19 protein-coding genes are annotated in these 21,866 nt (G+C 38.6%); all 19 read right to left on the minus strand.

Annotated features, from left to right (window positions below):
• Positions 1 to 198: 198 nt before the first annotated feature.
• The 19 genes from BC6307_RS19650 to fliS all read right to left on the minus strand — a co-directional run bounded on the left by BC6307_RS19650 (position 199) and on the right by fliS (position 21,855).
• Positions 199 to 732 carry a glycerol-3-phosphate responsive antiterminator gene (locus tag BC6307_RS19650; protein ID WP_066420389.1) on the minus strand — a complete coding sequence of 178 codons (534 nt, stop codon included), beginning with the start codon at positions 730 to 732 and terminating at the stop codon, positions 199 to 201.
• A gap of 147 nt (positions 733 to 879) precedes the next feature.
• Positions 880 to 2,070, minus strand: coding sequence for a PDZ domain-containing protein (locus BC6307_RS19655; protein ID WP_066420387.1), 1,191 nt, complete (start codon positions 2,068 to 2,070; stop codon positions 880 to 882).
• 223 nt (positions 2,071 to 2,293) lie between these two features.
• Entirely contained in the window at positions 2,294 to 3,769 is a 1,476-nt protein-coding gene (locus BC6307_RS19660; protein ID WP_066420386.1) for a S41 family peptidase, read from the minus strand.
• A 282-nt stretch (positions 3,770 to 4,051) separates the two neighbouring features.
• Complete coding sequence (locus tag BC6307_RS25595; RefSeq protein ID WP_066420384.1) at positions 4,052 to 5,359, minus strand: murein hydrolase activator EnvC family protein; 1,308 nt, start codon at positions 5,357 to 5,359, stop codon at positions 4,052 to 4,054.
• Between the two features lie 130 nt (positions 5,360 to 5,489).
• Complete coding sequence (gene ftsX / locus BC6307_RS19670; protein ID WP_066420380.1) at positions 5,490 to 6,383, minus strand: permease-like cell division protein FtsX; 894 nt, start codon at positions 6,381 to 6,383, stop codon at positions 5,490 to 5,492.
• Entirely contained in the window at positions 6,373 to 7,059 is a 687-nt protein-coding gene (ftsE, locus tag BC6307_RS19675; protein ID WP_066420378.1) for a cell division ATP-binding protein FtsE, read from the minus strand. Before ftsE ends, ftsX begins: the two co-directional genes overlap by 11 nt.
• Before the next feature lie 456 nt (positions 7,060 to 7,515).
• The gene (locus BC6307_RS19680; RefSeq protein ID WP_094366185.1) at positions 7,516 to 7,887 is read right to left on the minus strand and encodes a hypothetical protein; all 372 of its coding nucleotides are present in this window, start codon (positions 7,885 to 7,887) and stop codon (positions 7,516 to 7,518) included.
• 5 nt (positions 7,888 to 7,892) lie between these two features.
• Positions 7,893 to 10,328, minus strand: coding sequence for a S8 family serine peptidase (locus BC6307_RS19685; RefSeq protein WP_066420375.1), 2,436 nt, complete (start codon positions 10,326 to 10,328; stop codon positions 7,893 to 7,895).
• 314 nt (positions 10,329 to 10,642) lie between these two features.
• Complete coding sequence (gene cccB / locus BC6307_RS19690) at positions 10,643 to 10,981, minus strand: cytochrome c551 (protein WP_174522392.1); 339 nt, start codon at positions 10,979 to 10,981, stop codon at positions 10,643 to 10,645.
• Between the two features lie 95 nt (positions 10,982 to 11,076).
• A complete protein-coding gene (locus BC6307_RS19695) occupies positions 11,077 to 11,904 on the minus strand; it encodes a YitT family protein (RefSeq protein WP_066420402.1) in 828 nt (275 codons plus the stop codon).
• 212 nt (positions 11,905 to 12,116) lie between these two features.
• Positions 12,117 to 12,854 carry a hypothetical protein gene (locus tag BC6307_RS19700; RefSeq protein ID WP_094366187.1) on the minus strand — a complete coding sequence of 246 codons (738 nt, stop codon included), beginning with the start codon at positions 12,852 to 12,854 and terminating at the stop codon, positions 12,117 to 12,119.
• 199 nt (positions 12,855 to 13,053) lie between these two features.
• Positions 13,054 to 14,152, minus strand: a protein-coding gene (gene prfB, locus BC6307_RS19705) for a peptide chain release factor 2 (protein ID WP_235858227.1) whose coding sequence is annotated in 2 segments (ribosomal slippage) — positions 13,054 to 14,088 and positions 14,090 to 14,152 — 1,098 coding nt in all. Because the reading frame shifts where the segments join, the coding sequence is not laid out codon by codon here.
• Between the two features lie 116 nt (positions 14,153 to 14,268).
• Complete coding sequence (gene secA, locus BC6307_RS19710) at positions 14,269 to 16,779, minus strand: preprotein translocase subunit SecA (RefSeq protein ID WP_066419140.1); 2,511 nt, start codon at positions 16,777 to 16,779, stop codon at positions 14,269 to 14,271.
• A 206-nt stretch (positions 16,780 to 16,985) separates the two neighbouring features.
• Positions 16,986 to 17,525: a DoxX family protein gene (locus BC6307_RS19715; RefSeq protein WP_066419132.1), complete on the minus strand. Its 540-nt coding sequence runs from the start codon at positions 17,523 to 17,525 to the stop codon at positions 16,986 to 16,988.
• A 177-nt stretch (positions 17,526 to 17,702) separates the two neighbouring features.
• Positions 17,703 to 18,248, minus strand: a complete 546-nt coding sequence (hpf, locus tag BC6307_RS19720) for a ribosome hibernation-promoting factor, HPF/YfiA family (protein ID WP_066419130.1) — start codon at positions 18,246 to 18,248, stop codon at positions 17,703 to 17,705.
• Positions 18,249 to 18,579: 331 nt separating this feature from the next.
• On the minus strand, positions 18,580 to 20,514 hold the full coding sequence (locus tag BC6307_RS19725; RefSeq protein WP_066419128.1) for an EAL domain-containing protein: 1,935 nt from the start codon (positions 20,512 to 20,514) through the stop codon (positions 18,580 to 18,582).
• 208 nt (positions 20,515 to 20,722) lie between these two features.
• The gene (locus tag BC6307_RS19730; protein ID WP_066419126.1) at positions 20,723 to 21,094 is read right to left on the minus strand and encodes a DUF8042 domain-containing protein; all 372 of its coding nucleotides are present in this window, start codon (positions 21,092 to 21,094) and stop codon (positions 20,723 to 20,725) included.
• Between the two features lie 9 nt (positions 21,095 to 21,103).
• Positions 21,104 to 21,454 (minus strand): flagellar protein FliT, encoded by a 351-nt coding sequence (locus tag BC6307_RS19735; RefSeq protein ID WP_066419117.1) that lies wholly within the window; start codon positions 21,452 to 21,454, stop codon positions 21,104 to 21,106.
• A complete protein-coding gene (gene fliS, locus BC6307_RS19740; RefSeq protein WP_066419115.1) occupies positions 21,454 to 21,855 on the minus strand; it encodes a flagellar export chaperone FliS in 402 nt (133 codons plus the stop codon). Before fliS ends, BC6307_RS19735 begins: the two co-directional genes overlap by 1 nt.
• Between the last annotated feature and the right edge of the window lie 11 nt (positions 21,856 to 21,866).

Consider the following 21,866-nt stretch of genomic DNA (forward strand, 5'->3'; position numbering starts at 1 on the left):
ATTCAAGACAACTGTTTAGCACTCACTTTAAAAATCTAGCAATGAGAGGCGAAAAATAACAAAAAAGAGACCACAAATCAACTCTATTTTCGTTTCCGAAAAGTAGAGTGATGTGGTCTCTCGAGTTCTCCGCCCAAATTATTAACTTAGTTTCATTATAACAATATTCTAAAAAAATATAAAGCAATGAATCATCTATTACCAAAGATTCCTATTGGAGGTCGTAACAGCAATGGCACCACTTTTTAAAGAATGCTGCACATCCTCTTCTGTACGGATTAATCCACCCGCTATTAGGGGAATGCCTGTTTTTTCGATAATTTCTTTATTAACACTCGGTATAATTCCGGGAAGTACTTCTATGTAGTCCGGCTGAACTTTTTTGCATAGCTTTAAATTATGATCAAGTGCATGACTATCTAAGGCGAATAACCGTTGGATTCCAATTACTTGGTGCTTTTTTGCAAAAGTTATAACGTTCGCTCTCGTTGATATAATCCCATCTATTTTCACGTTATTAATTAAATACTCTAGTCCATATTCATCCACTTTTAATCCTTGAATGAGATCAGCATGCATCAATACTTTTTTGTTATGCTGTTTCGCATGCTTCACGATACTGTCTACTTGGGAAAGTCGTGTTTCTAAAAATATAATATGCTCATGGTCTTTTTTTAGCACATATTCAAAGTCCTTTATATTACGGATAGCAGGGATAACAGTAGGAAACAATTGACCACCTCTACATGGTAATTTTCTTCTATCTTATCATGAGAAGTGCAAATAGTATTACTTAAACGTTCTTTTTTACATGCACATAACAAAACTTTAATACAAGAAAAAACTACTTAGACTAATGCTAAGTAGTTTTTTCTATTGTTACACCGCTTCTTTTTTCCATCTCTTCCCCTCTTGAACGAGTAAGAAACCTAATTCGTGGTGTTCTCCTTCGTATAGGGCACGTTGCTCGAAACGGAGTTCGTTATTTTCGTCAAGTACTTGTAGTTTACAAAAAGCTCGATTCGATTGTAATGCTTCATAATATTGTTGTACAGATGACACTGTCATGCCGTTTACTTTTAAAATAATTTCACCAATTTCTACATTCATTTTCTCCGCTACACTATTTGGTATAATACCAAGCACAATTAACCCTTTGTCGCGATGAACGAAAATAGGTGGGGCTTCTTCTTCTCTTTTCCTACCCATATAAGTAATCAATTCTTTTCCTACAATTGCTAAAATAACTGCAGCTAATGTTAACCATTCTACCCATATAGTACCAACTGCTAGTAGAAATAATACAATCCCTAATGCAAAGATTTGTCTACCTGTAAGAGCAAAGGCTTGTTTCGGTACAGCAGTATACGATCGTTGCGAGAAACCTAATGCAAACGGAACAATCCAAAGAGAGAAAGTTTGTTCTCCGTAAGAAAATACTGGCCACCATTCGACTGTTGATTGAAGGCCTGTCCCAGGTAAAAATAAAAATAACGGAATGAGCCATACTCGACTAGTTTCATGCGCTCCGACTGGTAAACCACGCTTACTTTTCTCTAGTTGCGGCGTCGTCAAACGGGACCCTTGCTTCCAAATTAACAACCCTTCTACGATCACAAACGTAGCTAAAAGGAACGTTATGCTCGGAATATGAGTCGTCGCCATTGATTGAATTTGATCATCAATTAATGATACGCCTGTAGTAAATTGAGGCAACACTAGAATAGCTAGTATTGTTACTCCAAATATAAAGCTTGCCGATAGCCATTTTGGCCTTAATGTGAGAGCTAAAAGGACAGTAATAATACTAATAAAAAATATTGTACTGAACGGTATGATTACTCCTAGACCTATTGTGAAAATAGAGAGAGCTAATCCCATCAGCATAGGTTGAATGGCAAATCGAAGCTCATGAAAAATATCATATACTCTTATATGGAAGTCATATCGTTCTCTTTTTATCCGCATATAACCAAGGAGTAATGCTACAGCAACAATAACGTAAGGTACAGGATGGATAAAAAAACGACCAATTGCTTTTAATAATTCAATTCCCCAAGCCTCAAACACATTTACACCGCCTATTCAGCTCATTTTACTCTTTATTTTATCATAGAAAAGGCGATAAGAAGTATAGAAAATTTCCACAACTAACAAAGGTACGACACTTTTCACCTGTTTTTTTTCATATAAGTTAGAAAATGGTAGTTAGAATGTGAAAATTTTAACATAAGCCAAAAAGAGGTGCCCGATTATAAGTGAAATGAACACTTATATCGGACAACCTCTTTTATTAACGACCTAAAACTTTAATTGCTTCTTGAAGTTGAGCATCATTTTCTTCTGCACGAACTGCCTCTAGTAAGTCCGTTTGGATCAATTCAGCTGTTTCACTATTGACCTTTCCAGTAACGGAAATGCCTTTATCCTTTTGGAATTGACGGATTACTTCTTCAGTTTGCTTACTGAAATAGCCATCCGCACGACCAGGCTCTAGTCCTAACCCTTGAAGCATCACTTGCACATTTTTTACTTTTTCATTGTTAGAATCAAACACTAACTCTTCTCCGTCTTCTAACACAATTGGACTAGCGTAAAAATAGTCAGGTTGACGTACTTCTATTGTAGGCGTAACTCCATCGTTATGAATCCAGTTACCATCTGGAGTTAACCATTTGTAACGCGTTAATTTTATGTTACTACCATCCGTAAATGGAACTGCTTGCTGTACCGTTCCTTTACCAAATGAAGCTTCACCAATAATGTCGTATCCTCCAGCTTCTTTTAAAGCACCTGCTAAAATTTCAGAAGCGGAAGCACTACCTTTATCAATTAATGCTACGATTGGATACGATTTTTCTTCAGTTAAAGAGGAGAAATATCTCTGCTTCTCGCCGTTTCGTTGTTCTATTTGAACATACGGTTTATCTTTCGTAATAAACTCTGATGAAATCGTCTGAACTTGATCTAACAGCCCACCTGGATTTCCACGAACATCAATGATTAATCCATCAATACCACTGTTTTCTAGTTCATTAAGTTGATCTTGAAAATCAGCCGACGTTTCTTGGGCAAAAGAAGTAATTTGAATGTACCCTATCGTTTTCCCATCTTGCTCAAACGTTTTTGAATAAACGGTATCTAACGGAATCGTATCTCTCGTTACATTTACGACAAACGATTCATTTACTCCTGGGCGTTCCACTTCTAGTTTAACGACCGTACCTTTTTCGCCACGAATTTTTAACACCGCTTGGTATAAATCTAAGCCGGCAATGTCTTCATCATCTACTTTTATAATTTGATCATTTGGCTGTAACCCTGCCTTTTCAGCGGGAGAGTCACGAAATGGAGAAATAATCGTTACTTTACCATTTTGCATACCAACCTCTGCACCAATTCCTTCAAAAGAAGACTCTAATGATTGTGTAAATTGTTCTGCCGTATCTTTATCCATATATGTAGAATAAGGATCTTCTAACGTGCTAACCATCCCTTGAATAGCACCTTCAATTAGTTCCATTTGGTCGACTTGCTCGACGTACTCTGTTGAAATTAATTCAAACGCTTGTTGAATTTTTTTCATTTGCTCATCAACATTAATGACTACTTCTTTCTCTTTTTTTGCATTTGAATTTTCATTTGAAGAATTTGGTGAAGTAGTTGTTGATACAGGTGAATCTCCAAAAACTTGGAGTCCAACGTACATTGCGCCGGCACCTAATAAAAGTGAAAGCACCATTACGGCGGTCACTAATTTACGATTCATCCGAAAAACCCCCTGCATTTTTTAAGTCTCGTTTCGTTCATACTATGTAGAAATGAAAACGGCGATGCCTTAAGTTACAGCAACTTACAAGTGCGCAATATGACGCAAAATCGAATTTCTACACTTCCATTTAAAGACTATTGTAACATAGTCATATAGCAAAACGAAAAGTTGAGCCTATCATTTACTTGTGGAAATATGTGTAGAAAAGGCATTACACGTTTAAAGTGTAATGCCTTAATTAATAACTAGTATATGAAAAGCTTGTACATTTTATGCAAATTAGAAATTAATGTAATTTCTCGGATTTACAGCGTTAACACGCGGGAACTGATAAGGTCCTTTGTGTAATTCAAAGTGTAAGTGTGGTCCAGTAGAATGACCTGTATTCCCCATCATGCCGAGGTATTGACCTTTTTCTACATACTGACCTTCACCAACTGCACGGTTTTCTAAGTGAGCGTAAACCGTAGTCCAAACTTGTCCATCAATATTGTGAGTAATAAATATCGCATTACCGTAAGATGGAGTATAGCTAGAACGGAATACTGTACCAGATGCTGCTGCAACAATAGGAACATCTTCTTTTCTACCGTTTTTACCGATATCGATACCGTAGTGGAACGTTCCCCAACGTGGGCCAAATTCTGATGTTACACGCCCTGTAGCTGGTCTCATAAAGTTACCACTAGTTACTGCAGGGGCTGGTGCTGTACCAGTTGAATTATTACCACCCGAGCTGCCACCACTATTACTAGAAGCTTGTTTTGCTTGCTCTGCTTCACGGCGTTTGCGCTCTTCTTCTTCACGCTTTTTACGTTCTGCTTCTGCTTTAATTTGTGATTGAATCGCTCTTTCTTGTGCTCTTAAGAATGCAGCTTCATCTTCAATTTCATGAATTTCATGCATCGCTTCTTGTTCTTGTTTCTTTAATTTATCCATAATTTTTGCTTTTTCCGCAATTTGACCTTCTAGACTCTTCTCTAAGCCTTCTAGCTCTGTTAATTGCGTTTCTAAGTTAGTAAGTTTACTACGTAGTTCTAATTCTTTATCTTCTAAAAGCTTTAAGTCATCTTCATGTGCTTGGACGATATCTCTGTCAGCTTGCAAAATAAGGGCAACTGCATTTACTCGGTCAATGAAGTCGCTAAAGCTTTGCGCTCCTAAAACTACATCGATATAGTTAATAGCGCCTCCACCTGTTTGGAACGTACGCGCTCTATCTTCTAATAATGCAGTACGACGTTCGATTCTTTCCATTAATACTTCAATTTCTTTCTTTAACTGTTCAATTTCTTGACGAGTCGTTTCAATTTCATCTTTTTTCGTACGGATTTTAGCCTTCGTTTCTTCCACCGCTTTGTCTAAACGAGTAATTTCCGCTTCAGTTTGAGCTTGTTCTGCTTGTAATTTGTTCACTTCTTCTTGTTTTTCATTTAAAGAAGATTCAAGATTTGATTGAGCTTCCTTATTTTCGTTAAGTTTTTCTTGCAACCCATTTGCGAATGTTGTATCTGAGTAGTTCGTTGAAAATACAACAGATAAACCGATGACCGCTGCAATAATACCTATGCCGATTTTCCTTCTCATTTTGATCCTCCTCAAACGTTTATGTATACGAGGAGGTATAACCCTCCTCAAAAAGACGAGCATTTCATGTTTTCCTTAATCGTTTTAAGGGAACACTATTTATATAGCAATCTACTAATACTCGACTATTTTATACTTTTAAAAACTTACGGACAGACATCATACTACCCCAAATTCCGATAAACGCACCGATAGCAACTAAAATGCCAACAACTTGGAATGCGAACGGGAAGAAAGGTAAGAATTGTAAAAATTGAGATGTTACTTTTGGTTGAACTAGATCAATGAGGTAATAGTACGATGTTAAAATAATCGCAATTGGTAAAAATGCACCAAGAACACCTAACCAAAGACCTTCTAGGAAAAACGGCCAGCGGATAAACCAATTTGTTGCCCCTACTAGTTTCATAATTTCAATTTCTTTTCTTCTTGCAAAAATAGTTATTTTAATAGTGTTAGATATTAGGAACATCGCCGTAAATACTAACCCTAAAATTAATGCGAGTCCGATGTTACGAGCTATATTAAAGATTTGGAAGAGCCTTTCCACCGTTTCTTGACCAAACACTACTTTCGCAACATTGTCAAAGCCCTCAATTTGTTTTGCTACATCAAAGGTATCTTGTGGAGTCTTTGTTTTGACAATAAACACATCATATAGTGGATTACTTTGTTCAAAAAGGTCTAAAATAGCGCCATCTTCACCAAAGCTATCCTTTAAACTTTCTAATTCACTATCTTTAGATGAAAATACAACAGATTCAGCTTTCGAAACTTTTTCTAAATCTGCTTGTAATTGATTTTGCTCTTCTTCTGTTGCTGTCATTTCTATATAAACTTTAATTTCAACGTCTTGTTCAATTTCCTTCGCCACGTTATTTAAGTTCATCATAATAACGAGGAATACACCGACTAATAGTAGCGTTACAGTAACGGCACTAATGGATGCAAATGTCATCCAACCATTACGAGCTAAACTTTTGAAACTTTCTCTGAAATGTCGGAGTAATGTTCTAGGCTTCATAGCCATAATCCCCCTTCACTTCGTCTCTAGCAATTTTTCCGTATTCTATTGCAATAACACGTCTTTTCATCGTGTTAACAATCTCTTTGTTGTGTGTTGCCATCACAATCGTCGTGCCTCGTTCATTAATTTCTTCGAACAACTTCATAATTTCCCATGAAGTATCAGGATCTAAATTCCCGGTAGGTTCATCGGCAATCATTACTTTCGGGTTATTAACGATAGATCGCGCGATAGATACACGCTGCTGTTCTCCACCTGAAAGTTCATTTGGAAAGGCTCTCGCTTTATGCTTTAGCTTTACTAAATCTAGCACTTCCATGACACGTTTTTTTATACTTTTTGGCGTTTCTTCAATAACTTCTAGCGCAAATGCTACATTTTCATAAACTGTTAGTTGTGGTAACAGTTTAAAATCTTGGAACACGACGCCTATTTTTCTACGTAATAATGGAACGTGGCGCTCTTTAAGCTTAGATAAATCGATTCCGTCAATAATAATGGAACCGCTTGTCGGCTTTTCTTCGCGGTACATCATTTTAATAAATGTTGATTTCCCTGCACCACTAGGTCCTACGACGTAAGCAAATTCGCCTGCTTTAAATGTTATATCTATACCATTAACTGCTTGTACACCATTTGAATATTTTTTAAATACATTATGCATTTCAATCATGTAATCACCTTTTTAGTAGAAAATGTATTTTCTCTATATCAATCCATTGTCTTCTCTATATTAATCCATTGTCTTAAACGGCAAGTATCCTCAATCTCAAAATTGTTCAGACTCATTATAACATCATATTCCGACAAAAAGAGCATTATTTATATTACATTTTCTTTTCAATTTAAAACGATTATTGGGAATATAGGTTTATTTTGTCATATTTCATCTTAATTTGGTAGAGGTAGAAAAAAATAATAGTTTTGTTGTGGGGGAAGTTTGAAATTTTTGTGTTTATTTTGATAGTAGCTGTGGGATCTTGCTTTTTTTCGTGGGGATGCTTTGACGTGAATGGACTTTGGATTGTGCTACCGGGGTCCTATTATAGGCTAAAGGAACTGTGGTATGCATCAACTGAGCTACTTTTTCGGCCAACTGAGCTACTTTTTCGGCCAACTGAACGGGCTTTTACGCCAGCTGGGCTGCTTTTTCGGCCATCTGAACGGTTTTTTGCGCCAACTGATTCACTTTTTCGGCCAACTGAATGGACTTTTGCGCCAACTGAGCTACTTTTTCGGCCAACTGAACGAGCTTTTGCGCCAGCTGGGCTGCTTTTTCGGCCAACTGAACGGACTTTTGCGCCAACCGGGTTACTTTTTCGGCCAACTGAACGGACTTTTGCGCCAACCGGGTTACTTTTTCGGCCATCTGAACGGGTTTTTGCGCCAACCGTACGGACTTTTGTGCCAACTCATGTTTCAAAGCTTGTTGGCTCAGAATCATTACTACTAGTCTGGACAAAAAAAGGTCCAAAAAGTTAATTTCTACTTTTTGGACCATTACTATTATTCGATTGTTAATACATCTGCTGCTGCGACAGCACGTTCACCGTTGCCTTTTTTCGCATAGATTGCCACGCGGTAGTTACCAGCAGGTAGTACGGTACCATCTACTAATGTACCATCCCACACATGCTCAGCATATCCAGCAGGAAGGTTAGAATCGTAAAGTGCATCTCCAACATAAGAACCTAATCCACCAGTTGCTGTTGCAGAGTAGATCCACACTTCGTACTCATCTGCGCCACCTGGTAAGTAAGACCAAATGTCGAATGTGTTGTTTCCTAAGCTATCGAACCCTAAAGAAGTTACTCGTGGGAAGTCTGGTTCACCTACGAATAGAATTGTAGGAACTTCTACTACTGTTTCACCTTCTGTAACTGTTAAGTAGCCTTCATAATAGCCGGAGTCTAATTTAGAAGCATCTACTGTTACATTTACATTTACTTTTTGTGTTTTACCTGGGTTTACTCTTGTATTGTTACTTGTTGTAACTTTTACATGTTTGCCTACTTCGTTTTTGAATGTGAATTCGACGTTGTAACGTTTAGCTTCATTAGAAAGGTTTTGGATTTCGAAATGTTGACGTGCACTTTCTTTTCCTTTTGCCTTTTCAAATACTCCGAAAGAATAGCTTCCAGGGTTAACTAATGTTTCTGCATTGATTGCATCTAGTACACGGATACTACCAGCACCTTGTGTATTGTGTGGATAGCTTTCCCCAGTTGCTGGATTAATTAGATCTTCTGCAGTATTCATTAACGCAGATTTTACTTGGAATACATCCCAATCAGGATTAGCTTGTAATACTAATGCCGCTGCTCCTGCTACGTGTGGACTTGCCATTGAAGTACCTTGCTTTGCTCCGTATCCGTATGGATTTGATGGATCAAATGTTGGTACTGTACTTACGATTGCAACACCAGGTGCTGAAACGTCAGGCTTGATCATCCAAGTATCCATTACTGGACCACGAGATGAGAAGTCTGCTACTGTTTCACCTACTTGGTGAGAAAATGCAATGTTAAAGCTTACTGTTACGTCATTAACTTTTGCTTTTAACGCTTCCCCATCTGCTTGGTTAAGCATAATTGTTGGAACGTCCATTCCTGGAATTAGTGGCATATCACCAGCTACGTTATTGTAAAGAACTGCACCAACTGCGCCAGCTTTTTTAGCTTCTGTCGCTTTGTCCACGAATGGGATACCTGCTCCACGGCTAATTAATGCGATTTTACCTTCTAATTCTTTACCTGCAAACTCTGCTGGAGAACCAAAGCCTACATCTACTAAATCAAAGTTTTGTCCATTTAAAGCCTTTAACGCATCTTCAGATGGGAATCCTTGAACTGCTGAGGAAGCGTAAGATACTCCGTCAGAAGAAGTTGTTGTTGCTGTAAATACGTTGTACGGTAATTGAGTTGCACCAACAGAGATAGCATCGCGAGAAGTTCCAGGAGAACCTACTGTCCAGTTGTTTGGACCGCTATTTCCGTTAGAAGTTACTGCTACTACACCTTCTGCCATTGCCCAATCTAATGCGATAGACGTTGCAAAGTCAGGGCTGTTTAACGTGTTACCTAAAGATAGGTTCATAACATCAGCGCCATCTTGAACTGCGCGCTCAATACCTGCGATAACGTTAGCTGTCGTACCGCTACCACCAGGTCCTAAAACACGGTATGCTAAAAGCGTCGCTTCTGGAGCTACCCCTTTAATTAGACCGTTCGCTGCTACTGTACCTGCAACGTGTGTACCGTGAGTTGTTTCTGCACCACGCGGATCATTTTTAGGTGTTTCTTGTGGATCTTCGTCGTTATCTACGAAATCATATCCTTTGTAAGCACCAAATTGTCCAGCTAAATCTGGGTGTGTGTAATCTACACCAGTATCGATAACTGCTACTGTTACACCTTCACCAGTGAAACCTGCATCCCAAGCTTCGTTAGAACCGATAAATGGAGCGGAATCTAACATTTCTGGGCTATAAGATTCTTCTACAACATATTCAGTGGAAGAATCTACTGTATATGTAACGTTCGGATAAACTGCTTTTACGCCAGGAGTTGCTAGTAAGCTAGGAATCTCGTTTTGTGGAACTTCCACAGCGAAACCAGAAAATACGTAATCATATTCACGTTCTACTTTTGAAGTAGAAACACGTTTCCCAACTTCATTTTTTACTTGGTTACGAACATTATTCAAGTTTTTCTTCGTTTGTGCTTTTCCTTTATGCTTTGCTTCGACAAGAGACTCTTCTTCTAGTTCGACAATAACTGTTGTCGGCTTCGAGCTAGATAAATCATACTCGCCGTATAGAGTTGCTAATTCTTCTACTTTAGTTACTTTCCCTTGGTTCACTTGTGCACCAGCAGAAAAAGAACTAAACACTAATAGGATGGCACTAACAATCATTAGTGCTGTAACCAGTTTGTTACGCAATGGACCCACTCCCCTTTTTAACTATTCTTACAGCTAACGTCGCAACATTAGACTGCAATCGACACTAATTTCCTACAATTATTTCGGAAACTAAAATAAATTATATTTTTAATTATTTAAATATTCAATAGAGTTTGAAATAAACAGGATGAAAGTCCAAGCTGTTTTTTGAAAAATAGATATTGAGGCATGATTTTTAATTTCGAAGGTTAGTGCTAATTACTTATGTTTTGAAAAAAGACGAGGGGGAAACTACATAGAAATAGAAAAAACTCCCCAATGATTTTTCACTGAGAAGTTTTGTACTAGGACTTTTATTTATGTTCTGCTAACCATGCAGCAACAGTAGATGCTTCTTCACCTTTTAAGAAGCCACCACGCATATTACCTTGTCCATTTAAAATAATGTCTTCAATTTCTTCTTTAGAATATTTATTTCCTACTTGCGATAGTTGTGGTCCGAAGCCACCTTCTAAATTACCACCGTGACAGCTTTGACAGCTTTGTTGATATAGCTTTTCAGCATCTGCACTGACAGCATCGCCTGTTGCATCTTGTGCAGGAGCTTCCGTTGCATTATCTCCTCCACCACCACAAGCACCAAGGACAATGAGAGTACTAACGAAAACGAATGTTAATAACCATTTTTTCAAGGTAAAATCCCCCTTAGCAATAATTTTGTAGTTAAAAAGGATGCGCATTCCTTATACTTAAAAAATACCACATTCCATTGGTTATTATAACCATCCTACTCCCGTTTAAACCCTTCTCCTAACACTTCTGAAGCATTCATAACGACGACAAAAGCAGACGCATCAATGCTTTGCACCACTTGTTTCAACTTTGTGAATTCTTGCTGATTTACTACACACATAAGCACCGGCTTTTCATTTAAAGTGTATCCACCATGGGCTGTTAGCTTTGTCACACCGCGATCTAATTTTGTTAGTATTGCTTCACGAACTTCCGCTTCTTTTTCGGAAATGATAATAATTGTCTTCGAATATCCGATACCGACTTGAACCATATCAATTGTTTTACTTGTTACGTATAGAGATAAAAGCGCGTATAAACCAAGTTCAATATCAAAAACAATTGCAGCAGAAATTACAATTAAACCGTCGATAATGGCAACGCACGTCCCTAGAGATAGCCCGGTATATTTATGTATAATTTGCGCTGCTAAGTCCGTTCCTCCTGTAGACGCTCTTCCTCTAAACACAAGCCCAAGCCCAATTCCGACCCCAATTCCTCCGAAAAGACTTGCAAGTAACGGATCCATCGTCGCAGGTTGAATATCTCTCGTCCATAAAACCATTAATGGAAGTGTTACCGTTCCTACTAACGTTTTTAATCCAAACTGACGTCCTAGTAAAACGACTCCTGCAAAAAATAGCGGAATATTAAAAGATAATTGAACGATACCAGGTTCCCAGCCTAACACTGCATTTAATATAGTACTAATTCCACTAACTCCACCCGATGCTACACGGTTAGGAAGTAAAAATAAATTAAAAGCTAACGCGACAAAAGCCGCTCCGATAATAACGTACCCATATTCTTTCGCCCTTTGCATAAATGGGCTGTCTACTTTTCGATCATTCTTTTTACGTTTGCTCAAAGATGCTCCCTCCAACTACGCTAACATATAAACCACAAACAGAAAGAGTATAGCACGCACTTTTTTCGATGTAAACGATGCTCGAATAACGTGTTAAAGCGCTAAAAGTTAGTTTGTGGTAAGAGGGGGAATTTCATGCATGGGTAGAGGGGGAGGGTGGTGGGTTTTTACGGAAACCAGGCTTCGTTTTGTGTAGACCGAATGGTTTTTGTGCCAACTGAGTTCGGCTTTGTGCCAACCGGATTCGCTTTTGCGTCAATCGAGATCACTTTTGCGCCAATCGAGCTGGCTTTTGTGCCAACCGGATTCGCTTTTGTGCCAACTGAGTTCATTTTTGCGCCAATCGAGCTGGCTTTTGTGCCAACCGGATTCGCTTTTGTGCCAACCGAGTTCACTTTTGCGTCAATCGAGCTGGCTTTCGTGCCAACCGGATTCGCTTTTGTGCCAACCGAGTTCGGCTTTGTGCCAACCGGATTCGCTTTCACGCCAACTACAACACGGTTTCGGCCAAACTGACTTCCTTTCACGCCAACTGCAACGCGGTTTCGGCCAAACCGACTTCCTTTCACGCCAACTGCAACACGGTTTCGGCCAACTCGACTTCCTTTCACGCCAACTACAACGTGTTTTCGGCCAAACTGACTTCCTTTCACGCCAACTGCAACGCGGTTTCGGCCAACTCGACTTCCTTTCACGCCAACTACAACACGGTTTCGGCCAAACTGACTTCCTTTCACGCCAACTGCAACGCGGTTTCGGCCAAACCGACTTCCTTTCACGCCAACTGCAACGCGGTTTCGGCCAAACCGACTTCCTTTCACGCCAACTACAACGTGTTTTCGGCCAACTCGACTTCCTTTCACGCCAACTGCAACGCGGTTTCGGCCAAACCGACTTCCTTTCACGCCAACTGCAACACTATTTCAGCCAACCGAACTCACTTATTGATGCACTTGCGGATTTAATTGACGCACACGGCCAATTTTTTGACGCAGCTGAAAAATTAATTGACGCACTTGACGTTATTTTTAACCCGCTAGCTTTCTTCCTTGCTGGCAAAAACAAAACCCCTGCCGCGTTGCACGACAAGGGTAGGAATGACAATTAAATTTTTGAACGTAAATATGCATCAATGAACGGATCGAGTTCGCCGTCCATGACTGATTGTGTGTTTCCGATTTCTGTGTTGGTACGGTGATCTTTTACAAGGGAATAAGGGTGGAAAACATAGGAACGAATTTGACTTCCCCAGCCAATGTCTTTTTGTTCGCCACGGATTTCATCTAATTCCGCTTGTTGCTCTTCTAGTTTACGTTGATAAAGTTTTGCTTGGAGCATTTTCATCGCACGTTCACGGTTTTTAATTTGGGAACGTTCTGTTTGACACGTTACGACTACATTCGTTGGAATGTGTGTAATACGGACTGCGGAGTCAGTTGTGTTAATATGCTGACCACCTGCTCCACTTGCACGGTACGTATCAATTTTTAAATCTTCCGTGCGGATGTCGATTTCAATTTCATCATTAAACTCTGGCATTACGTCGCAAGATACGAACGACGTATGACGACGGCCGGATGAGTCAAATGGAGAAATACGTACAAGACGGTGCACTCCTTTTTCTGCCTTCAAATACCCGTATGCGTTATGCCCTTTAATTAAAAGAGTTACGCTTTTAATTCCAGCTTCATCACCTGGAAGGTAATCTAACGTTTCTACTTTGAAACCTTTTTTCTCTGCCCAGCGTGTGTACATACGTAGTAGCATAGAGCCCCAGTCTTGAGATTCCGTTCCACCAGCGCCAGGATGCAATTCTAAAATCGCATTATTTTTATCGTAAGGCTCGCTTAATAAAAGCTGTAGTTCAAATTTATTAAACTCACCTGTTAGTTCTTTTACTTCATTTACTAGTTCAGCTAGCAGTTCTTCGTCTGGCTCTTCTTTCACTAGCTCATACGTTACATCTAAGTTTTCATAGCTTTCATGAAGTTCATGAAATTGACCAACTGAATCTTTTAACGCATTCGCCTCACTAATTACTACTTGGGCTGCGTTTTGATCATCCCAAAAGTTAGGATGACTCATAAGCTCATCTAATTCGGCGACTCTCTTTTCCTTATGTTCTAAGTCAAAGAGACCCCCTAAAGTCCGCTAAACGTTTAGCCATTTTCTCAAGTTCGTTTCTAATTTCTGCAAGTTCCATTCTGTTCACCTCTACAATTATTGTAACCATATCATATCATTTATGACGATTTTCTCCTAAATGCTTTACACCGGCAAAAAGGTGAGGCAATGAAAGCCCCACCTTCCTATCATATATTAACGTCCGCAACATTGCTTATATTTTTTTCCGCTACCACAAATACATGGGTCGTTACGGCCAATATTAATAGCTTTTGTAACAGGACGTTTTTTCGCTTTTTCTTTTCCGTCTTCGTTCGGTACAACAGCTGTACCTTTAGCTACTTCTTGACGCTCTAAATTGTTGCGAATTTGAGCTTTCATGATGTATTTCGATACATCTTCTTCAATCGCAGCAATCATCGTTTCAAACATCGCGAAACCTTCCATTTGGTATTCACGTAACGGATCAATTTGACCGTAAGCACGTAAATGAATTCCGCGACGAAGCTGATCCATTGCGTCGATATGGTCCATCCATTTACTATCAACTGCGCGAAGAACCACTACTTTTTCGAACTCGCGAATTTGTTCTGGCTCTAGCTCTTGTTCTTTCTCGTCGTAGCGCGCGATTACTTTTTCCGTAATGAGCTCGATCATTTCTTCTGGCTCTTTACCACGTAAGTCGCCTTCAGTCACGTCGCCTTCCCTTAAAAGGTTTGCCTCTAAATAGTCGACAATTCCTTGTAAGTTCCATTCTTCTGGAAGGTCGGCAGCTGGCGTGTATAGACGAACATTACGCTCGATAGTAGACTTTAACATTTTTTCAACGATTGAACGTAAATTTTCAGAATCTAATACTTCAAAACGTTGCTTGTAAATAACTTCACGTTGTTGACGCAGTACATCGTCGAATTGTAAAAGCTGTTTACGCGCATCGAAGTTGTTTCCTTCTACACGTTTTTGCGCTGATTCTACGGCACGAGATACCATTTTACTTTGAATTGGTTGCGTATCGTCCATACCAAGTCGTTCCATCATATTTTTCATATTGTCAGAACCGAAGCGGCGCATTAATTCATCTTCCATGGAAAGGTAGAATTGCGTTACCCCTGGGTCTCCTTGACGACCGGAACGGCCACGAAGCTGGTTATCAATACGGCGTGATTCGTGACGCTCTGTACCGATAACAGCAAGACCTCCCGCTTCTTTTACACCTTCGCCAAGCTTAATGTCTGTACCACGACCTGCCATATTTGTCGCGATCGTTACAGATCCTTTATGACCTGCCTCTGCGATAATATCGGCTTCGCGAGCATGATTTTTCGCGTTTAAGACGTTATGTTTAATGCCACGTTTGTTAAGTAGCTTAGAAATAACTTCTGACGTTTCAATCGCAACTGTACCAACAAGAACTGGTTGGCCTGCTTTATGGCGCTCTGCGATATCGTTCGCAACAGCATTATGCTTTCCTTCAATCGTTTTGAAAATTAAATCAGCACGGTCATCACGTGCGATCGGTCTGTTCGTAGGGATTGCGACAACGTTCATATTGTAAATGTTACGGAACTCTTCTTCTTCTGTTTTCGCTGTACCTGTCATACCAGAAAGCTTTTCGTACATACGGAAGTAGTTCTGGAACGTAATCGTTGCAAGTGTCATACTTTCGTTCTGAATTTCTACGCCTTCTTTCGCTTCAATCGCTTGGTGTAGTCCGTCAGAAAATCGACGACCTTTCATAAGACGACCAGTAAATTGGTCAACAATGACGATTTCGCCTTCTTGTACAACGTAATCCACGTCATTATGCATCGTGACATGCGCCTTTAACGCTTGATTAATATGATGGTTTAACGCGACATGCTGGATGTCAAATAAGTTATCGATTCCGAACGCTTTTTCCGCTTTCGAAATTCCGTCTTCTGTTAATTGAACACCTTTTGTCTTTTCGTCATATGTGTAATCTTCTTCCCGCTTTAACTGACGTACGAAACCGTTCGCTTGTAAGTAAAGAGCAGCGGATTTTTGAGCACTACCTGAAATAATTAATGGGGTACGCGCCTCATCAATTAAAATCGAGTCTACCTCATCAATAACAGCAAAATGAAGTGGGCGCTGTACCATTTGCTCTTTGTACAGCACCATGTTGTCACGTAAGTAATCAAAGCCTAATTCATTGTTCGTACTATATGTAACATCTGCTTTATATGCTTCTATTTTTTCTTCACGTGTAAGTCCGTTTAAGTTTAATCCTACTGTTAAGCCAAGGAACTCAAAAAGTTGTCCCATTTCGTTCGCATCACGGCTTGCTAAATATTCGTTAACTGTAACAACGTGTACGCCTTTTCCAGTAAGAGCATTTAAATATACAGGTAGTGTTGAAGTTAATGTTTTACCTTCCCCTGTTTTCATCTCGGCGATATTTCCTTCATGAAGGGCAATCGCTCCCATTAACTGCACTTTGTATGGGTGTAAGCCTAAAACACGACGTGCTGCTTCACGAACTACTGCAAATGATTCAACGAGTAGGTCATCTAACGTTTCGCCTTTTTGATAACGTTCTTTAAACTCTTCTGTTTTGGCACGCAATGCATCGTCGGAAAGCTTTTCCATATCACTGCTTAGCGCATCTATTTGGTCGGCCAATTTCTCTGATTTTTTAATTTGGCGCTTATTCATGTCAAAAACTTTGTTCAATAATCCACGCATAGTAACGCTCCCTTTTCGATGTTGTTAATAAAAAGATTCTCGACAAATGGGAAAAATCCTTTTATTTCCGCTCATCTTTTATAACCATATTTATTCCTTTATTTTATCACTTCTTTATAGTGGGGACAACTTTCGGGTCGGATAGTGGCTGAGGAAGCAGAAAACAGAAAAAAATCGCCAAGTGTCACGTACTTGACGAATGAAGATTATTTTTCTGATTGATTCCATGGAGTACCTAAACGTGGAAGCGCCCATCTGTCTAAACCATACCAACCTGCTACTTTCCAAGCTAATACTAGCCAAGTCGCTAGGATGAAAAGAATTGGGTTGGTGCTTAGTGTCCCTGCGAATAAAAATGTGACGTTCATTAATGATCCAAAAAAAGCAGCAATTCCTGTTAGAAATCCAACAATTAGTCCTAAACCTACTAATACTTCACCGTAAGCTACTAAATAGGAGAACACTGTGGCATTTGGTAAAACAATATTTTCTAAAAACGCTGCGTACCAACCAGTTACATCTGGACCTTCTCCTGCTTTGGCGATTGCTCCTTTAATAAACCCTTCTATCGCAACACCTGCGTTCTCTCCTGTCCAAGCATCTGACGTTACTTTCCCCCATCCTGCCTTTAACCATGCGTAACCAACATATAAGCGAACAATTAACCAAAATAGAGCAAGCTTTGTGCTGTTAAATAAATAATGAGAGACAGGATTTTCTGTAATTTCGATTGCATCTCGTTTCATGACTACATTTCACATCCTTTTCTTCATTAAATTCACCAATTCCATGCTAATTTATGTTGAAGTTGATACATTTGCTCCGTTTTTACCAGTTCAGCGGTAAATTTTATAATACAGTTTTTCCAAAAAAATAAAAAACCCCGATCAATTAAAATCGGGGTATTACGTTATTTTTATTTTTTAGTGAGCTTCAATTATACCGTATTTGCCGTCGTTTCGTTTGTAGACGACGTTTGTTTCGTTTGTAGCTGCGTTAAGGAATACGAAGAAGTTGTGGCCAAGCATGTTCATTTGTAAAATTGCTTCTTCGCTGTCCATCGGTTTTAAGTTGTAACGTTTTGTACGTACTAACTCATCTTCTTCGTCTGCAACAGCAACACTACCATTTTCTACTGCTTCATTAAATAAGTATTTCGGAGCACCCGTATCACGTAGCTTACGGTTCACTTTTGTTTTATGTTTACGAATTTGGCGTTCCAATTTGTCGACTACTAGGTCGATTGCTGCATATAAATCGCTATGGCGTTCTTCAGCTCGTAACACTAGTCCAGTCATCGGAATCGTCACTTCAATTTTTTGTGTGTTGTTATTTACCTTTAAGTTTACTTTGCATTCTACCGTTTCTGTGGAATCAAAATATCTTTTGATTTTACCAATTTTGCTTTCCACATATTCACGGATTGCTGGAGTTACCTCAATGTTTTCACCGCGTACGTTGTACTTCATAAACGAACTCCTCCTTTAAACTCTTGATAGAAAACATCTCTATCATTTTGCATATAACCGGGGATAATATACTACCTTCCCCTCACCTTTATTATAAAGGCTATGTATACATATTTCTACAATACCCGCCTCCATTCCTGCTAAAACATCGACATTTTTCAAACTTTTTGTGAAATAATTCCTTCTTCTGTATAAACTTCACATTTTCGTCAAATGGCAAGGCAGTTACGTAGTTGAATAAGTATATGCACTACATATGCGTTTCTTTCCTTAAAGGTGGAAGTTGTTTATTTTGTGACCATGTTTAGTATTTTTGCTGTAGAAACGTCATTCACATTCTATTATTTACATCTCTTCCTACAACGACAAATTGTTTTACAGTTCCGCTTTCTTCCATGACTGGTGCTACTTGCACTTCAATTTTTACCCAGCCTCCGTTAGTATGTTTTGCACGGAAAATAACAAGGCTTTGCTGTTTTGCGTTTAAAACATTTTTGAAATGTTCATCTACTATCGGTATATCTTCCGGATGTACCCAACTATGTCCTTTTTTTCCTTTGTAATCTTCAGGGTTAAATCCTAATACTTTTTTATGAGAGGGAGAAGCGTATATAACGTTTCCTTCTAAGTCCCAAACGCCTACTAAATCGAGCATATTTTCCGTAATGATTCTATAATTTGCTTCCCTTAACTTTAACTCTTCCTCGATTTTTTTCCGAGGTGTAATGTCAAAGGAAGAACTGATTACTTCGACAACCTGACCCATTTTCTTTACCGGCTGCAAAGAGGTAATATAGAATACATCGTTTAATTTTGCTTCATACACTACTTTCTCGCCAGACCAAGCACGTTCATAATATGGAAGCTTTTCATTTACTAATTCTTTTTCAAGAAAGTCTTTAAGCTCTTTTCCGATGATTTGTTCTGGAATTAATCCAAATTTGTAAATTAACTCCCCACCACATAATGTGTGAATGAATGCATTTCCTTTTTTGATAAACTTCATAATCATTCCTTGCTGCTTACTAATCGTATCGATAAGTTCTTGGCGATCTACACTATTCGCTTCTTCAATCCAATGTTGGTTGGAAAGGTCTTTTGGTAGCCCGCTTGTAGGAATAACTTGCTCGACATCTTTTAAAATACAAATCAACTCTTCCGGTGGAAGCGGCTTACTAAATAAATAACCTTGTGCTTCATCACAGACGTGTCGCTGGAGGAATAAAAGATGTTCTTTAATTTCTACTCCTTCGGCAATAACTTCTAGGTTTAATTGATGTGCCATCGCAATAATAGTTTTAACGATTGTTGCATCATTCGTATCGATAGAACAATTTCGAACAAATGATTGATCAATCTTCAGCCGGTCAATCGGAATATTTTTTAAATAATGGAGAGAACTATAACCTGTTCCAAAATCATCTAAGCTTATTTGCACTCCGAGGTTTTTTAAGTCTCTTAATACAGGAATACTTTTTTCATGATCCATTAGCATGCTTTCCGTTATTTCAAGCTCTAAGTATGAAGGGTCCAACTCTGTTTCGTTTAAGATTTGCTGAACAATCGGGACAAAACCAGGTTGATGCAGTTGTCTAACAGATAGGTTTACAGACATTAACATGGGAGGATGACCTTCTTCTTGCCAAGCTTTATTTTGGCGGCATGCTTCACGAAGTGTCCATTCTCCTATTGGGATAATAAGCCCGCTTTCTTCTGTAATAGGAATAAACTCTCCAGGTGAAATCAATCCTCTTTTTGGATGTTTCCAACGAATAAGCGCTTCTACACCGACGATTTTTCCAGTCGTTAAGCTTAATTTCGGCTGGTAAAATAAAGTGAACTGCTTTTTATCCAGCGCATACTGTAGCTCAAATGCGGTAATCCATTCTTTCTTTATTAAGGCGTCTTTTTTCACTTGCGGTGAAGGATTATTGACCTCGCTTTGATCTTTTACAACGAGAAAATATCCTTTTAATTCACCCTTTTCTACAATTGGAATAACCTGTACTTCCACGTCCACCTGATCGCCATTTTTATAAGTAAGCTGTGAAGCCATTCTATCTTCATGGGAAATGGAAAAATCGACACGGAGAATTGTTTTTATATGTTTATGTAATAAATCATTGATGCTGTACCCATATTTAATGAGATTTTGGTTCGCACCTACGATCTCTTCTTGGAGATTTATTATAAATACTAGCTCTGCATGATAAAGATATAACAACTTGTAGTATTGATCATAGCTAGTTAACTTTAAAGATTTCATTTACTCCATACCCTTCTGTTATGTAGAAATATCGTATAGTATTCAGTAATATTTCGTAAATAATGTGAGATTTTTCCTCACTCTATTATAATAATACAAATTTCGTGTAAATTCGATACTTTTCGTCAAAATTAGACATTTTATTAGGATGATTTTACTAGGGAAGGTAGTTTAGAAGAAAAGGATGCTAGTGGGAGATAGGCATCCTTTAATGAAATATAACTGTTTTTAAGTGTGACTGTAAATGAATCTTCCAAGCTTCAAAAGCTGGTATAATATGATGTTGAAAAATTTCGTTAGAAGCATGAACCGGTTCCGTACTAATTTTATCTAATTCATGCACTACTACCTCAAATGAAGCAATTGCTTGCACTTTCTCTGTATCATCATGAAAAATATCCAACAACGCCTCATTCATTTGTTGTATTTTAAGAAACGCTAATAAAGAATCGTAGTAGACACGCTCCTCCATTTCGCTACCAGCATTCGTTCGGTCCGAACCTAAATATCGAAGCGCCTCTACTGTTACTTCTAAAAGTTCATTGTATTCTCGGATAAAGGTGATTTGTTCTTCTGTCATGCAGGTCACCTAGTTTCGTTTGTCGTAGTATGTGCCGTCAAGGCTAGGTGCTTGAAAAGAATTAGCATAAGCTTTATTCACCTTTTTTGATTGCTTTATTTTCATCATTTCCTCGCTAATTCTAACTTTACGGTTTTGAAGTAATTGTTGAATTTTTATATCTAACTGCACTACACTTTTACCAATTACCTTTTCTTCTTCTGAGTAGGGAGGTTTTATCACCTCTAATAAAACCTCTCTTTTTTGCAGTAATTCATTCATTGGTTGCAAGTAGTCATCATCTTCTTTAATAGGTGGTAAGTTTTGAAGAAGGTGAAGTAATTCTAAACTAACATCGTTATAAGCTTGCATTCGATTCATTACACTTGTCCACCTTGACCAAATTGCTTCTGGCGATTAATTTTAATTACTTCTTTCCACGTATCTCTTAACTCTACTAAGTATCCTTCCGCTTCTACTAATACATCTGCACTATTCGTCGTATTTGCTTCTACTAATCTACGATTAATGTAATCATACATCGCCATTAACGATTTTGAGATTTCAATGTCCATATTTAATGTCACCATTAGTTCTCTCACGATATCTTGAGCTTTTATTAAATGTGTATGTTTAGCAGAAATGTTACTATCTTGGATTGCTTGTTTTGCTAGTTTCACATTTTTAATAACACCATTATATAGCATAATAGTTAACTCTCCTGGAGATGCTGTTGAAACACTATTTTCTTGGTAAGCTTTGTAAGGATTATTCATTGCCATTTTTTATTTCC

Origin of the sequence: Sutcliffiella cohnii, from assembly GCF_002250055.1 — a bacterium.
GTDB classification, from domain to species: Bacteria; Bacillota; Bacilli; order Bacillales; family Bacillaceae_I; genus Sutcliffiella; species Sutcliffiella cohnii.

What these genes read in the sequence shown, in the direction of transcription:
- BC6307_RS19660 (WP_066420386.1), bottom strand. Translation starts at nt 3,769, where the DNA reads ATGAATCGTAAATTAGTGACCGCCGTAATGGTGCTTTCACTTTTATTA.
- BC6307_RS25595 (WP_066420384.1), bottom strand. Translation starts at nt 5,359, where the DNA reads ATGAGAAGGAAAATCGGCATAGGTATTATTGCAGCGGTCATCGGTTTA.
- ftsX (WP_066420380.1), bottom strand. Translation starts at nt 6,383, where the DNA reads ATGAAGCCTAGAACATTACTCCGACATTTCAGAGAAAGTTTCAAAAGT.
- ftsE (WP_066420378.1), bottom strand. Translation starts at nt 7,059, where the DNA reads ATGATTGAAATGCATAATGTATTTAAAAAATATTCAAATGGTGTACAA.
- BC6307_RS19680 (WP_094366185.1), bottom strand. Translation starts at nt 7,887, where the DNA reads ATGGTCCAAAAAGTAGAAATTAACTTTTTGGACCTTTTTTTGTCCAGA.
- BC6307_RS19695 (WP_066420402.1), bottom strand. Translation starts at nt 11,904, where the DNA reads ATGCAAAGGGCGAAAGAATATGGGTACGTTATTATCGGAGCGGCTTTT.
- secA (WP_066419140.1), bottom strand. Translation starts at nt 16,779, where the DNA reads ATGCGTGGATTATTGAACAAAGTTTTTGACATGAATAAGCGCCAAATT.
- BC6307_RS19715 (WP_066419132.1), bottom strand. Translation starts at nt 17,525, where the DNA reads ATGAAACGAGATGCAATCGAAATTACAGAAAATCCTGTCTCTCATTAT.
- hpf (WP_066419130.1), bottom strand. Translation starts at nt 18,248, where the DNA reads ATGAAGTACAACGTACGCGGTGAAAACATTGAGGTAACTCCAGCAATC.
- BC6307_RS19725 (WP_066419128.1), bottom strand. Translation starts at nt 20,514, where the DNA reads ATGAAATCTTTAAAGTTAACTAGCTATGATCAATACTACAAGTTGTTA.
- BC6307_RS19730 (WP_066419126.1), bottom strand. Translation starts at nt 21,094, where the DNA reads ATGACAGAAGAACAAATCACCTTTATCCGAGAATACAATGAACTTTTA.
- BC6307_RS19735 (WP_066419117.1), bottom strand. Translation starts at nt 21,454, where the DNA reads ATGAATCGAATGCAAGCTTATAACGATGTTAGTTTAGAATTACTTCAC.
- fliS (WP_066419115.1), bottom strand. Translation starts at nt 21,855, where the DNA reads ATGGCAATGAATAATCCTTACAAAGCTTACCAAGAAAATAGTGTTTCA.